A 14154-nucleotide genomic window follows, 5' to 3' on the forward strand; every position below is an offset into this window, starting at 1 on the left:
CGGTCTTGCCCCCTTGCACCATCGTGTCGGTTCCCCCCGAACGATCGAGATTCTGGCCGAAGTGGGAGCGCGCACGACGAGGTGTTGACCGACTCCATACGAACATCGCCGCAGGCTCGGCCTTTCGGCTGAGCGACGTTACGGGCCAAACCGGGACATCACGCCCAGGGCGTCCGAGCCCCGCCATGTCGGATCACCGACACGGCAATTTTTCGGATCACCGACACGCTTTGTCTGGGCAAATCGGGACGGACCGGGATCCTCTGGACGTCAGGGGCGCAGGCGTAGCGCGCCCGCACGTCAGGCTCATCCCGGGTCGAGAGGACCGCCGGGGCGTCCGACTCGGACAGCAGCTGACACTCGGTCGCCACGTCGAGACCACCCTGCGCCGTCCTCGCCGGGGTCTGCGCCACGCGGTAGTAGTCGAGCAGGATCCGGCTGATGGTGTCGTCGGCACCGTCGCCGGTCCACACGACCTGCGCGTCGGCGGCCCTGGGTGTCGTGACGGCGCGGAGCACCACGGCCCCGTGCGGTGAGGGCCAGGCGCCGGAGGCCCCGATGAGGGGGTTGGCCAGGCAGCCGAGCACCACCGCCCCGATGGCGGCGCCGGCGCCCAGCCACAGGACCCGCGCCGCGCCCTTGGCGCGCGACTCGAGCATCCCCATCAGCCGGCCCCCGAGCACTGCGGTCGGAGCGAGCCCGAGGACGGCTGCGTGCCACAACAGCTTGCTGGGGTAGTACGTCGTCGGCGAGATGCCCACCCTGGCCGCCAGCAGGGGTCCGCTGAGGGCGGTCCCGAGCACGGCCAGCGCCACGGTCACCACCACGAGGTCGCGGCGGCGGCGCACCAGCAGGACGACCGAGCTCACCAGTGCGAGGGTCAGGAGGACGAACGGCACGGGGGCGTCGACCCCGGCGTCCGTGGCGTGCTGGATGCCCACCTTGGTCGCCACCGCGGCAAGGCTGGGGACCGCCGATGCGGCCGCAACCAGCACCGTGCCGCCGACCCAGGCCGCGGACGCCCCACCGGATCCAGTGCGACGTCCAGGGTCAGCTGCGCCAACCAGTCCGGGTCTCAGCTGGGCCAGGGCGACCAGGGCGAAGCCGAGGGCGGCGGCCGGCAGGAGCAGCTGCCAGGTGTGCGCCATCACCAGGACGCAGGAGCCGGTCACGACCACGGCCCTGCGGGTGGCCGGCCGCACGACCACCTCACGCGCCGTCACGGCCAGGAGCAGGGCTCCCACCACCGAGCTGTGCAGGCCGAGCACGAGGTAGTTCGAGATCAGGGTCGGCACCAGCGTCAGGGCCGCGGCGACCAGCCCGCAGAGCGCAGCCGACCGCGCCGGCAGACCGCACCGCGCGCCCAGTGCCTGGGCCGTGAGCCCTGTGGCGAGGCTCAGCAACGCGTAGAGCAGCCAGATGCCCGTCGACAACAGGTCGACCAGGCTGAGCAGGCCAGCCGCATCGCCGTGGGCTCCGGTGGCCGACCACACGCACGCCATGAGGGTGTGCCAGGCCCGCGGATAGGGCTCGACCGAGTAGTCGAGGAAACCGGTCGAGCGCTCCGCCGCGGTCATCACCACGTGCCGCACGCTGTCGCCACCCAGGAACCACTCCCAGCGTCCCGGTCCGGACTGGAACCGGGACACCACCGCATACCCGGTCAGGACCAGGGCGGGCACGGCCGGTGCCCACCCGGCCAGGAGCCGGGTCGACCGGTCGGTCGCACCCGTGCGACTCCCCCGATCTCTCTCCCCGCTCCCCGCGCTCCCCCGGGCACTCACTGCGGCACCCCGCAGACTGGTGACCACGACCAGGGCGACCGCGGCCGTCAGGACGACGCGGCTCCAGGCCACCGAGGACAGGAACGGCCAGTCCACCCAGCGGGCCAGCTCGGCCACCACCACGAGGGCGGCCATCGCCACCACCACCGTCGGTGCGAGCTCGCCCAGCAGTCGGCGCGCCACGCCACCCTCGGGGGGTGCCGGCGCGGCACTGGCTCTCATCGGGTCCCTTCGGGCGTGCGACCAGGCCACGGTGACCTGCGCAGGGAGGCTACCCGCACACCAGCGCGGTCCGGGGCCGAGCGACGCAACGACACCTGGCGCCCTCGGCCGAACGGGTCCATTTTCGCCGCGGCCACCCTGTCGGCCCGCTGCGCCCGGCAGGATTGGCGCGTCATGACAGCAACGGTCGACACCTACGTGCTCGGCCGGCGTCCGGCGCTCGACGGGCTCCGCGGCCTCGCCGTCCTCGCCGTGGTCGCCGGCCACTCGTTGCTGCCGTTCTCGGGCAACTCCGGCACCACCGGGGTCACCGTCTTCTTCACGTTGTCGGGGTTCCTCATCACCCGCCTCCTGCTCGAGGAGCACCGGGCGACCGGTCGGGTCGACGTGCGGGCCTTCTACGTGCGCCGGGCGCGCCGCCTCGGCCCGGCCCTCGTGCTGTTCCTCGCCGTCAGCGCCGTCTTCCTCGCCCTCTCCTCGGCGGACTTCACGCCCTGGGTGGCCTCGACGCTCCAGGTGGCGAACTTCGCGAACCTCGCCCGCACGCCCATGGGCGGCCTCGCCCACATGTGGTCGCTGTCGATGGAGGAGCAGTTCTACCTCGTGTGGGCTCCGCTGCTCGCGCTGCTCCTCGCCCGGGGCCGGCGCGGGCTGCTCGGCCCGGTCCTGATCGGCGGCACCGTGCTCTCGGTCGCCATCCGGCTCGGCCTGGTGCTGGGCGGGGCGTCTAGCCAGCGGATCATGTTCGGGCCCGACTCACGGGCCGACGCCCTGCTCATCGGCTGCCTCGTGGCGGTGTACCTGCCCCACCTGCAGAGCCGGCACACCGCGCGGCTCGCGGCGCTCGGAGCCGTCGTCCTGGTCGCCTGCCTCCCCCTCGGTCCGCAAGGCGCCTGGACGCTGCTGCCGGTCGCGCTCGCGACGGCCGCCGTGGTGCTCTGGGCGGTCACCACCGATGCCACCGGGCCGGCGCATGCGCTGTTGACCTGGCGGCCCCTCACCGGCCTCGGCCGGATCTCCTACGGCATCTACCTCTGGCACCTGCCGTTCGCGCTCGCCTTCGCCACCGGGCGCTCGACCTGGACCGCCGCCGCGCTCACGCTGGTCACCAGCCTCAGCCTGGCCACCGTCTCCTACCTGCTCGTCGAGAAGCCCTTCCTGCGTGGCCGCGGCTCCTCGCGACCCACCCTCGTCGTCGACTCCCCCGTGCCCAGACAGCGGTATGCCGCCCACTCCGGGTCCCACGCTGCGCGCGGGCGGTGAGTGGACGGCATACCGGGTGGTGCGTGTGGCGGCAGAGCCGCCGGTGAGGTCGGAGCCTCAGTAGCGGTAGTGCTCCGGCTTGTAGGGGCCGGCGACGTCGACGCCGATGTAGGCGGCCTGCTCCTTGGTCAGCTCGGTGAGCTCGACGCCGATGGCGGCGAGGTGCAGCCGGGCGACCTTCTCGTCGAGGTGCTTGGGCAGGACGTAGACCTGCTTGTCGTAGTCGCTCGTCTTCGTGAACAGCTCGATCTGGGCGATCGTCTGGTTGGTGAACGAGTTCGACATGACGAAGCTCGGGTGACCGGTCGCGTTGCCGAGGTTGAACAGGCGACCCTCGGACAGCACGATGATCGAGTTCCCGCCCTCGAAGACCCACTCGTGGACCTGCGGCTTGATCTGGGTCTTGGTGATGCCCGGGACCTTGGCCAGGCCGGCCATGTCGATCTCGTTGTCGAAGTGGCCGATGTTGGCGACGACCGCCTTGTTCTTCATCTGCTTCATGTGGTCGGCAGTGATGATGTTGAAGTTGCCGGTGGTCGTGATGAAGATGTCGGCGGACTCGACGACGCTCTCGAGGCGGGCGACCTGGTAGCCCTCCATCGCGGCCTGCAGCGCGCAGATCGGGTCGACCTCGGTGACGATCACGCGGGCGCCCTGCGCCGCGAGCGCCTGGGCGCAGCCCTTGCCCACGTCGCCGTAGCCCGCGACGACCGCGGTCTTGCCGGCGATCAGGACGTCGACCGCACGGTTCAGGCCGTCGATGACGGAGTGGCGGCAGCCGTACTTGTTGTCGAACTTGGACTTGGTGACCGAGTCGTTGACGTTGATCGCCGGGAAGAGCAGGTCACCGGTGGCGGCCAGCTCGTAGAGGCGGTGGACACCGGTGGTGGTCTCCTCGGTGACGCCCTTGATCTCCTCGGAGACCTTGGTCCACTTGGTCGGGTCGGCCTTGAGGGTCTTGCGGACGAGCTCCTTGAAGACCCCGACCTCCTCGGAGTCGGCGTCGTCGGTGGGGGGCACCTGGCCGGCGGTCTCCCAGGCCCGACCGTTGTGCACGAGCATCGTGGCGTCGCCACCGTCGTCGAGGATCATGTTGGCGCCGTGCTCGCCGGGCCAGGTGAGGATCTGCTCGGTGCAGTCCCAGTACTCCTCGAGGGTCTCGCCCTTCCAGGCGAAGACGGGGACACCCTGTGGGTCCTCGGGCGTGCCCTTGCCGACGACGACCGCGGCGGCCGCCTCGTCCTGGGTCGAGTAGATGTTGCAGGAGGCCCAGCGGACCTCGGCACCGAGCGCGGTCAGCGTCTCGATGAGCACGGCGGTCTGCACGGTCATGTGCAGCGAGCCGGCGATGCGGGCGCCCTTGAGCGGCTGGGCCGCCCCGAACTCCTCGCGCAGGGACATCAGACCGGGCATCTCGTGCTCGGCCAGACGGATCTGGTGACGGCCGGCCTCGGCGAGGCCCAGGTCGGCAACCTTGTAGTCGAAGGACATGGTTGAGCTCTTCCTTTGATTGGTGGTTTGCGGACCCGGCGCAGCCCATCTGGGCGAACACGTGAGAGCGGGGTATCACCCGCGCCGGCGGTCGCCCACTCTACCGGAGGAGGGCCGCCAGCCCCCAACCTCGCGCGGGCGTCCGGCACCGCCCGGGGTGCGGGTGGGGCCGTCCGGCGCTAGGAAGGGAGCACCAACGACGGACGGAGCACCATGAGCGAACCCAGCAGCGGGGTCCCCAGCGAGATCGCCGACGCGGACGTCGAGACCCCTGAGGGTGACGGCACGGCGGACGAGCCCACCACCGTCGAGCTCGACGTCGACGAGGAGAAGCTCGAGGCCTGGGACGAGGTCAAGGGCGACTACCAGGTCGACCCCGATGGCGAGCCGGTCCCGAACAGCATGGACCAGGGCCAGCCGGCCGGCACCGACGCGGACGACGACGCAGGTGACGACGACGCTGGCGACGACGGCGCGGGCGACGCAGGTGACGACGGCGCTGGCGACGACTGACCGCTTCGTCCGCATTCCGCGTGCTGCGACGATCCCACGAGGATGGCCTCAGCCGTTCGGTCAGATCGTCCCGGCACCCCTCCACATCGGGCTGCCGGACTGCCACTGTGTCAGCGTGCCCGAACTGTGTCGGGCCCTTTCCGACAGGCGGAGCACCACGTGGACAGCGGCACGGCAGGCGCGGGCAAGCTGCTCGTCGTCATCCCCGCGTTCAACGAGGAAGCTTCGGTCGCCGGTGTCATCGCGTCGGTACGCGTCGCCGTGCCCCACGCCGACGTGCTCGTCGTGGACGACGGCTCCCGCGACCGCACGTCCGAGGTGGCGCGTCGGGCCGGTGCCCGCGTCGCCACCCTCCCGTTCAACCTCGGGGTCGGCGGCGCCATGCGCACCGGCTTCCGCCACGCCGCCCGCGGTGGCTACGCCGCCGTGGTGCAGGTGGACGGCGACGGCCAGCACGACCCCGCGCAGATCCCCCTGCTGCTCGCCGGCCTGTCCGGCTCCGACGTGGTGATCGGTGCCCGGTTCGCCGGCAGCGGCGACTACGTCGTCCGCGGACCGCGCAACTGGGCCATGCAGGTCCTCGCCCGCCTGATGTCGTGGATCCTCGGGGTCCGGCTGAACGACTCCACCTCCGGCTTCCGTGCGGCCGGTCCGCAGGCGATCCGCGTCTACGCCCAGCACTACCCGGCCGAGTACCTCGGTGACACCCTCGAGACCCTCGTGATCGCCCACAAGGCAGGTCTGCGGGTCTCCCAGGTGCCGGTCGCCATGCGTCCGCGGCTCGGTGGACACCCCAGCCGAGGGATCATCGGGTCGACCTTCGACCTCGCGCGGGCGTGCGTCGTGGTCGTGCTCGGACTGGTGCGCGACTGGTCGCTGGCCCCGGACGGTGCGGCATGAGCCACGACGCCTACTGGATCGGCGTCGCGGGCGGCTTCCTGCTGGTCGCCGTCGTCATCGAGATGGTGCGTCGCCGCTACCTGCGCGGCCGGTATGCCGTGGTGTGGGTCGCGGTGGGCGTGGGCGCCGCCACGCTGGCGCTCTTCCCGGACCTGCTCGGGATGGCTGCCCGGGCCACCGGCGTCGTCGTCCCGCTCAACCTGCTCCTGTTCCTCGGCATCCTGGCCATGCTGATCATGCTCATGCAGCTCAGCTCGGAGGCCGGTCGTCTCCAGGAGCGCACGCGCGTCCTCGCCGAGGAAGTGGCCCTCCTGAAGTCCCGGCTGGACGCGGTGGAAGCCCCCCACTCCCCCGCCCAGCCCGACCCGTCGACGCTGGAGCCGGTCCGGCTGCCGTGACGACCCTGAGCGTCGTGGTCGTCGGCTTCGGCGACGAACCGGACCTGCCCGCCTGCCTGGCAGCGATCCGCGCCGACCTGGCACCCGGCGACGAGGTCGTCCTCGTCGACAACGGGATCACCACGCCGCCACCGCTCGACGGCACCCGGCTCGTCACGTCGGGACGCAACGGCGGGTTCGCGGCCGGCTGCCACCTCGGGGCCGACGCCACCGACGGTGACGTCCTCGTCTTCGTCAACTCGGACGCCGTCGTCCAGCCCGGGTCGCTCGAGGCGCTGCGCACCGAGGCCAGCCGGCCCGAGGTCGGACTGGTCACGGGACTCGTGGTCATGGCCGACCGCCCGGAGGTCGTCAACGCGGCGGGCAACCCGGTCCACTTCCTCGGGATCAGCTGGGCCGGTGGCTACGGTGAGGACGTGGACCGGCACCGGCAGGCACGCGAGGTGGCCTCCGTCAGTGGAGCGCTGTTCGCGGTCAGGCGTGAGGTCTGGGACCGGCTCGGGGGGCTCGACCCGGCCTACTTCCTCTACCACGAGGACGCCGACCTGAGCATCCGCTGCCGCCTCGCCGGGTTGAAGGTCAGCTATCACCCCGGCGCCGTCGCGACCCACGCCTACTCGTTCGCCAAGAACCCGCAGAAGATGTTCCTCCTGGAGCGCAACCGGCTGGTCACGGTCCTCACGACCTACCCGCGGCCGCTGCTGGTGCGGGTGCTGCCCGCGATCCTGGTGACCGAGCCTCTGCTGCTCGTGATGGCGGCGATGCAGGGGTGGGCCGGGTCGAAACTGCGGTCGTGGGCCTGGCTGCTGTCCCACGCCCCCCGCCTCGCCGCCCGTCGCCGCCGGGTCCAGCCCGACGCGACGCAGTGGCGCGCCCTGGCCGCCCGCCTCGAGCCGCGGATCCAGCAGGACGTCACCGCCGCCCCCGCCGCCATGTCCGTCCTCAACGCGGCGCTCGCGGCCTACTGGACCGCGGTCGCCAGACCGGCGAGGTCCGCATGAGCGCTTCCACCCCGGCTCCCGGGACGGGCCGAGGGGCCGTCGTCCTCGCGGCATACCGGCCCGACCCTGAGCTGTTCACCACCCAGCTGCGCAGCATCCAGTCGCAGACCCACCGCAACTTCGTCTGTCTGGTCGGGGCTGACAGCGGGGTGACCGAGGTCCGAGAGCTCGTCGCCGCGGCCGTCGGCGGCGACGACCGGTTCGTCGTGGTGGGCTGGGAAGACAACGTCGGCTTCTACCTGAACTTCGAACGACTGCTCGAGCAGGTCCCCGACGACTGCACGTGGGTCGCGCTGAGCGACCACGACGACCGGTGGTACGACGACAAGCTCGCCCGGCTCCTCCCCGGTCTCCGCGAGTCGGTGCTCGTGACCGGACTGGCCCGCGTCGTGGACGACCGGACCGGCGCCGTGCTCCAACCCCGCACCGAACGACGAGTCGTCGCCCCGGGTGCCCTCCTCCTCCAGAACCAGGTCTCGGGTGCGCTGTGCGTGTTCCGACGTGACCTGCTCGACGTCGCCCTGCCGTTCCCGCGACTGCACACCGTGACCCAGCTGCACGACCACTGGCTCGCGATGTGCGCCGTCGCGGTGGGGAGCTACGCCGTGGTGGACGAGGTGGTCCAGGACTACGTCCAGCACGCGTCCAACGTCGTCGGCGAAAGTGGGAACAACCATAGGCAGTTCGGACCTGGCGACCTGGTGCGCGAGCTACGTGCCCTCGCCGCTGACTACCAGGGCGACAGCGGGCTGGCCAGTTGCCTGCGGGCCGCCCGGGACGCCAGCTTCGGGTGGCGAAGCGCGATGCTCGACACCTTGGCGGATCGGGCTTCACTACCCGTGGACCTTGCCCGGACGCGGCGTCGGGTGCACAGCCAGCCCGGCGCCATCGCCATCGTGGCGTCCGCGCTGTGTACTCGCGACGTCGCCCTGTCGGTTGCCGCTACCTTCGTGGCCGGCCTTCCCGGACAGCTGATGTCTGACAGGCACCCGATAACGCCGAGGGCGGCCGCAGACGCCGGTAGGTTGCGGCGAGGAGAGGCAATCTGATGAGCATCGAGCTGCACCACGACCAGCTGACCGATCCGGTCCCCACGGGCCGCCAGCTGCACGTCGGGCGTCCCAACCTCGGCCCCCGCGAGGAGCTGGACCGCCTCATCGACGGCATCTACGCGCGGCGATGGGTCACCAACGACGGGCCCCTCGTCCGTCAGCTCGAGGACACCCTCACTCAACGGCTTGGCGTGCGCCACTGCATAGCGATGTGTAACGGCACGGTGGCCCTCGAGATCGCCATCCGAGCCCTCGGGCTCACCGGCGAAGTCATCGTGCCCAGCTTCACTTTCGTGGCTACCGCGCATGCCCTCAGCTGGCAGGGCATCACTCCTGTCTTCGCGGACATTGACCCCCGCACGCACAACCTCGACCCCTCCGCGGTCGAGCGCGTCATCACCGAGCGCACGACCGGCATCATCGCTGTCCACCTCTGGGGACGCCCCGCGCCTGTCGGTGAGCTGCAGTCCCTCGCGGACCGTCACGGACTGCAACTCATGTATGACGCGGCCCACGCCTTCGACTGCACCGTCGGCGGGAAGCGGGTCGGTGGCTTCGGGCGTGCAGAGGTCTTCAGCTTTCACGGCACGAAGTTCTTCAACACCTTCGAGGGTGGGGCGATCGCCACCGACGACGATGAGCTTGCTGCTACCGCGCGCCTCATGCGGAACTTCGGCTTCTCCGGCTACGACAACGTCATCCACCCCGGCACCAACGGCAAGATGTCCGAGGTGTGCGCGGCCATGGGGCTGGTGAACCTCGACCACCTCGACACCGTGGTGAAGGAGAACCGGCGGGCACACACCACGTACACCAATCTGCTGCGCGACGTGCCGGGTGTCTCGGTGGTTCAGCCAGATCCGGGCGAGGCGCACAACCACCAGTACGTCGTCCTGGAGGTGGACAACGACCGCGCGTCGCGAGACGGCATCCTGGCCAGGCTGCACGCGAACGACGTCTTGGCCCGCCGCTACTTCTGGCCGGGGGTCCACCGCATGCAGCCCTACGCCTCAGCCGACCCGAAGGCCGGGGAACGACTCCCCGTCACCGAACGGCTCGCGGCGGGCATTCTCGTTGTGCCGACCGGACCCTCGGTGAGCGACAGCGACATCGAGCGAGTCGTTTCGATCATCCGCGACGCCGTGGACGGTCGACCGTAATGTGCGCGGACCTGACGCATCGACGAGAGGCCTGACCGTGGAGAGTCCGCTCACCGTGAGCCAGCTGATGGAGGGCTACCGCACCCTGCGTGCGGCACCAGTTCGCGTCTCGTCGCGAGTCCTGCGGCCACGGCTGACCAAGCAGCTCGCGGAGCACACCAAGGTCCACCTCGGCTGCGGGCCATACACCTTCGACGGCTGGGCCAACCTCGACCTCGGCGGAGGCTCGGATGTCGTCTCCTTCGACTTGACCGCCCGACTCCCGTTCGAGGACGCATCCCTCGACCGGATCTTCACCGAACACTTCATCGAGCACGTCACCCGTCAGCGTGGCGCACGATTTCTGCGCGAGTGCGCGCGTGTGCTCAAACCAGGTGGAGTGCTCCGGGTCAGTACGCCAGACCTTGTCAGGCTCGTGGACGAGTACCTGGCCGGGCGGACGACAGAGTGGACTGACCAGGGCTGGACACCAGCGACTCCGGCACAGATGCTCAACGAGGGTATGCGCCAATGGGGTCACCGGTTTGTCTACGACGAACCGGAGCTCATCGCTGCCATCCGTTCCGCGGGGTTCGCCGACGTCACACGTGTGGCTTGGCGAGAGAGTCAGCACGAGGACCTTCGTGGCCTCGAACAGCGAAGCTTCCACGGCGATCTGATCGTCGAGGCGACGCGGTGACGGGAGCCGGCGCGCTGTGGTGAGGCGCCGTGAGGTCAGAGCCACGTTGGGGAGCGGCGCCGACCTCGCGCTGCGCCAAGGAATTCAGTTCGTAGTCCTGTTGCTTCTGGCTCGAATCCTGACTCCGGCCGACTTTGGAACGGTCGCACTCCTGGCCATCTACGTTTCCCTCGCCGGCGTGGTGGCCGACCTCGGTCTGACCACAGCGATCGTCCAGTCACGCGAGCTGAGCCGCGCCGACATCAGCACCGCATTCTTGGCCTCTACAGGGGTGGGCCTGGGCCTCACGGTTGCTGGGGCCTTGCTGGCTGTCCCGCTGGCGGGCGCCTTCGGCAAGCCGGCACTAGGTCCCCTGGCAGCGCTGATGTCAGCCAGCATCTTCTTCACCGCCCTGGGTTGCGTCCCCTCAGCGCTCCTCGTGCGAGAGCTGCAATTCGGCAGGCTGGTGATTGTCGGCGTCATCGGGACTGTGTCGTCGGGATTGGTCGCCGTGGCCCTGGCCATCTCCAACCAAGGAGTGTGGGCCTTGGCCGCTCAGGCGGTCGTCATGAGCATGACAACCGCGCTCGGGGCTTGGTTAGCAGCTCAGATGCGCCTGTCGTTCCACTGGGCGGGCGAATCGGCTCGCCGCCTGCTCGGCATGGGGAGATTCGTCCTGGCGGCAAACGTCTGCGACGCGGTGTACGGGCGCGGTCAAACGCTGCTCATCGGTGGGGTTTTCGGCCCAGCCCCGCTGGGGCAGTACATGCGAGCAGACTCCACCCAGCAGCTACCGGCAGACGCAGCATCTGCGGTGGTCGGACGCGTCGCCCTGCCCTTGTTCGCGAGATCTTCCGACAACCGACTGGCCCTGGCCAATGGCCTGCGCACGTCGCTGCGGTCCGCGATGGCAGTGAACGCGGTCGTCATGGCCTTGCTGGCCTCGCTGGCCGGCCCCCTGGTCACCGTCCTGTACGGGCCCCGCTGGGACCAAGCCGTGCCCCTCCTCACCCTCCTGGCGGTCGCCGGCCTTGTCTGGCCGATGCACGTCATGAACATCAATGCCCTCTATGCGGTGGGGGCTGCCCGGACCGTGTTCAGGATCGACCTTGTCAAGAAGGGGATCGCGGTGGCGCTCATCGGGATCGGCGCCCTTTTCGGACTACGTGGCGTTGCGAGCGCACAGATCGTCATAGGCCTGGTCGCGGCCTGGATCAACGCCCGGGCCGCGGAGGAGGTCACCGGGGTGGGACCACGGCAGCAGGCCCGTCTGGTCCTTCCGATCATCTGTGTGGCGCTCGCGACTGGTGGTCTGCTCTGGCTCGCACAGCACGTCTGGAGTGGTGACTCTGCTCTCGAGCTCGTCGTTCTCGGCGGCGTCGGCGGCTTGGGGTATGTCTTGCTGGCGCGACTGCTCGGGGCGACGGCAGTTGGAGACACCCTGAACATGATGCGCGCCGGGAGGAGCACGCCGTGAGCAAGCCACTCGTGAGCGTTCTTGTCATGGCCTACAACCATGAGCAATTCATCGGACGAGCACTCGACAGCATCGTGTCCCAGCACCTCGACGAGCCCTTCGAGGTGCTCGTCGGTGAGGACTGCTCCACGGACAATACCCTCCACATCGTCCGGGACTTCGAAGTCCGCCACCCGGGCCTGGTCCGTGTTGTCACGTCCGAATCCAACGTCGGGATGCACGCCAACCACAAAAGACTCGTGCTGGCCGCCGAAGGCGAGTACGTCGCCTATTGCGAAGGCGATGACTGGTGGTTTCCCGGCAAGCTCCGTGCGCAGCTGAACCAGCTTCGGGCTCAGCCCTGGCTCATTGGCAGCCACACGGACTTCACTCATGTCATCCCTTCGCAAAGCGGGTGGCGAGGTCGCGTTGGCTACGCGACGCGCGTGCGCAAGGTGGCCCCCACACCGACACGCTTCGTCGACCTTCTAGAGCGAAACTTGGTGCAGACCTGCACCCTCGTCCTCCGACGTTCAGTAGCCACCGACTACGTTCGGTCGGGCCACCTGGAGCGCGGCTATGCGGTTGGTGATTGGCCACTCTGTCTCTATGCGACGCAGTTCGGAGACCTCGGTTTCGATACGACGCCTTTGGCGGCATACAGGCGGGTCGCCGGCTCGGTCACGAACGTTGGCATCGAGCGCCAGGTCGAGCGAGTGCGCGACCAGCACCGGATGATCGACGACTTTGCTGACGAAGCCAGGGGGCGCGGCATTCCCGGCAGCGAGGTCGCCGCCCGCCGAGGGCACCAGGTCACGGATTCCGCCGTCGTCTGGTCGAGCCTAATGGCGGGTAGGCCACGGTTGGCCTGCAGCTCGAACGAGTCCACCTCGCGGTCCCTGCTCAGCAGCGTGCACCCCCTCGTGCGGCTCGCTTGGATCAGTGCGGCCCGGATCCCACTGCTGGCGAAGGGAATGCGGTTGTTCGCGGAAACGGCCGTGCGATGTCGTGAGCTGCTGACCTACAGGCGGATCGATGTCGGATAGCTCAGAGGTCCGTTCCCTAGAGCTCTCTTCTGAGAGCCTGCTTGAGAGCAGCATCGTCGCGGCGCTGCAGGATCTGGACCCAGCCCACATTCGCATTGCCGATCTGGCGTCCTACGCCGCCAAGGTGACGAGCTTGGGCCAAAACCTTCACGTGGCGGACGGCAACTCGCTCGTCTCCTTCGTCCTCTACTACGAAAATGATGCCGAGTTCTTTGTGAGCATGGTGTGGACGGACACCTCGCGGCAGGGGCAGGGCCACGCACGCCGGTTACTCCGGGCGTTGATGGCTGCGGCACGTGGCACGGCAAAGCCGATCCGCCTTGTGGTGAACGCGGCCAATCCCGCCCTCGACCTCTACTCGCAGCTGGGTTTTGTCGAGGCATCGCGCGAGGGCGACCAAGTGACGATGATCCGCCCACTCAGAGCAGCGATCATGCAGCCCTACGTCTTTCCATACCTCGGCTACTTCCATCTCATCGAGGCCAGCGACACGTTTGTCTTCTACGACGACGTGCAACACATCCGACGTGGGTGGGTCAACCGCAACAACCTGCTGGTCAACGGGGCGCCCCATCGGTTCACCATTCCGCTCGCCGAGGCCACGCAGAACGCGCGCATCAACGAGATCGGTACCTCTATCGACCAGCGGTGGCTGGACAAGCTCCGAGCGACATTGGTGCAGGCGTATGCGCATGCTCCGTTCAGGGAGCCAGTGGTCGACCTCGTCATGGGAACCCTCACGGCCACATATGCCAGCGTGGCTGACCTCGCCATCGCCTCCGTCCGTCAGGTCTACGACTACCTGGACCTCCCACTCCGCTGCACGACCTCCAGCGCATTCAGTCCTCAGACACAGGAATTGGAGCGAATGGATCGACTCGTGGCGATTACCCGCGACCTCGGCTATTCCGCGTACGTCAACGCACCAGGCGGGGCGATGCTCTACGAGAAGGAGCAGTTCCTGGCCCAGGGAGTCCACCTCAGCTTCGTCGAGAGTGAGAGCGTGTCGTACCACCAGGGGCCGCGACCGTTCGTCCCGTCACTGTCGATCCTCGACGTGCTGATGCACAACAGCCCGAGCGACACCCGCGAGCTGCTCACGCGATTCCGGTATCGCTGACCGGTACCCGGCTCGGCGAGGAACCGGCACCATCACATCGACCGGTAGGCTCGGCTCGTGGCCGCACCCCATGACATGACCGCACTCATG

At 69.1% G+C, this 14154-nt stretch carries 13 protein-coding genes; 11 read left to right on the forward strand and 2 right to left on the reverse strand.

Going from position 1 to position 14154, the window contains the following annotated elements; genetic code table 11:
- Window positions 1-158: 158 nt before the first annotated feature.
- Complete coding sequence (locus BLQ34_RS09420; protein WP_157692972.1) at window positions 159-2006, reverse strand: hypothetical protein; 1848 nt, start codon at window positions 2004-2006, stop codon at window positions 159-161.
- 174 nt (window positions 2007-2180) lie between these two features.
- Between BLQ34_RS09420 and BLQ34_RS09425 the strand changes: the two genes are divergently transcribed.
- Window positions 2181-3269, forward strand: coding sequence for an acyltransferase family protein (locus BLQ34_RS09425; protein WP_091784478.1), 1089 nt, complete (start codon window positions 2181-2183; stop codon window positions 3267-3269).
- 57 nt (window positions 3270-3326) lie between these two features.
- On the opposite strand, the gene ahcY is transcribed toward BLQ34_RS09425, so the two are convergent.
- Window positions 3327-4760: an adenosylhomocysteinase gene (gene ahcY / locus BLQ34_RS09430; RefSeq protein WP_091784482.1), complete on the reverse strand. Its 1434-nt coding sequence runs from the start codon at window positions 4758-4760 to the stop codon at window positions 3327-3329.
- A 213-nt stretch (window positions 4761-4973) separates the two neighbouring features.
- Between ahcY and BLQ34_RS09435 the strand changes: the two genes are divergently transcribed.
- From BLQ34_RS09435 to BLQ34_RS09480, 10 genes are all read left to right on the forward strand, one after another.
- On the forward strand, window positions 4974-5273 hold the full coding sequence (locus BLQ34_RS09435; RefSeq protein WP_091784485.1) for a hypothetical protein: 300 nt from the start codon (window positions 4974-4976) through the stop codon (window positions 5271-5273).
- 159 nt (window positions 5274-5432) lie between these two features.
- On the forward strand, window positions 5433-6173 hold the full coding sequence (locus tag BLQ34_RS09440; protein ID WP_231961000.1) for a glycosyltransferase family 2 protein: 741 nt from the start codon (window positions 5433-5435) through the stop codon (window positions 6171-6173).
- The gene (locus BLQ34_RS09445; RefSeq protein ID WP_091784492.1) at window positions 6170-6571 is read left to right on the forward strand and encodes a DUF2304 domain-containing protein; all 402 of its coding nucleotides are present in this window, start codon (window positions 6170-6172) and stop codon (window positions 6569-6571) included. The genes BLQ34_RS09440 and BLQ34_RS09445 overlap by 4 nt, the downstream gene beginning before the upstream one ends.
- Window positions 6568-7572 (forward strand): glycosyltransferase family 2 protein, encoded by a 1005-nt coding sequence (locus BLQ34_RS09450; protein ID WP_091784495.1) that lies wholly within the window; start codon window positions 6568-6570, stop codon window positions 7570-7572. The genes BLQ34_RS09445 and BLQ34_RS09450 overlap by 4 nt, the downstream gene beginning before the upstream one ends.
- Complete coding sequence (locus BLQ34_RS09455; RefSeq protein ID WP_091784498.1) at window positions 7569-8621, forward strand: glycosyltransferase; 1053 nt, start codon at window positions 7569-7571, stop codon at window positions 8619-8621. The genes BLQ34_RS09450 and BLQ34_RS09455 overlap by 4 nt, the downstream gene beginning before the upstream one ends.
- Window positions 8621-9784, forward strand: coding sequence for a DegT/DnrJ/EryC1/StrS family aminotransferase (locus BLQ34_RS09460; RefSeq protein ID WP_091784501.1), 1164 nt, complete (start codon window positions 8621-8623; stop codon window positions 9782-9784). Before BLQ34_RS09455 ends, BLQ34_RS09460 begins: the two co-directional genes overlap by 1 nt.
- Before the next feature lie 55 nt (window positions 9785-9839).
- Window positions 9840-10463, forward strand: coding sequence for a class I SAM-dependent methyltransferase (locus BLQ34_RS09465; RefSeq protein ID WP_157692973.1), 624 nt, complete (start codon window positions 9840-9842; stop codon window positions 10461-10463).
- Window positions 10464-10482: 19 nt separating this feature from the next.
- On the forward strand, window positions 10483-11919 hold the full coding sequence (locus BLQ34_RS09470) for a lipopolysaccharide biosynthesis protein (protein ID WP_231961001.1): 1437 nt from the start codon (window positions 10483-10485) through the stop codon (window positions 11917-11919).
- A complete protein-coding gene (locus BLQ34_RS09475) occupies window positions 11916-12944 on the forward strand; it encodes a glycosyltransferase (protein ID WP_091784510.1) in 1029 nt (342 codons plus the stop codon). Before BLQ34_RS09470 ends, BLQ34_RS09475 begins: the two co-directional genes overlap by 4 nt.
- Window positions 12934-14064 carry a WbqC family protein gene (locus BLQ34_RS09480; RefSeq protein ID WP_091784512.1) on the forward strand — a complete coding sequence of 377 codons (1131 nt, stop codon included), beginning with the start codon at window positions 12934-12936 and terminating at the stop codon, window positions 14062-14064. Before BLQ34_RS09475 ends, BLQ34_RS09480 begins: the two co-directional genes overlap by 11 nt.
- The last annotated feature ends 90 nt before the right edge of the window (window positions 14065-14154 follow it).

This window comes from Pedococcus dokdonensis, assembly GCF_900104525.1.
Lineage (GTDB): Bacteria > Actinomycetota > Actinomycetes > Actinomycetales > Dermatophilaceae > Pedococcus > Pedococcus dokdonensis.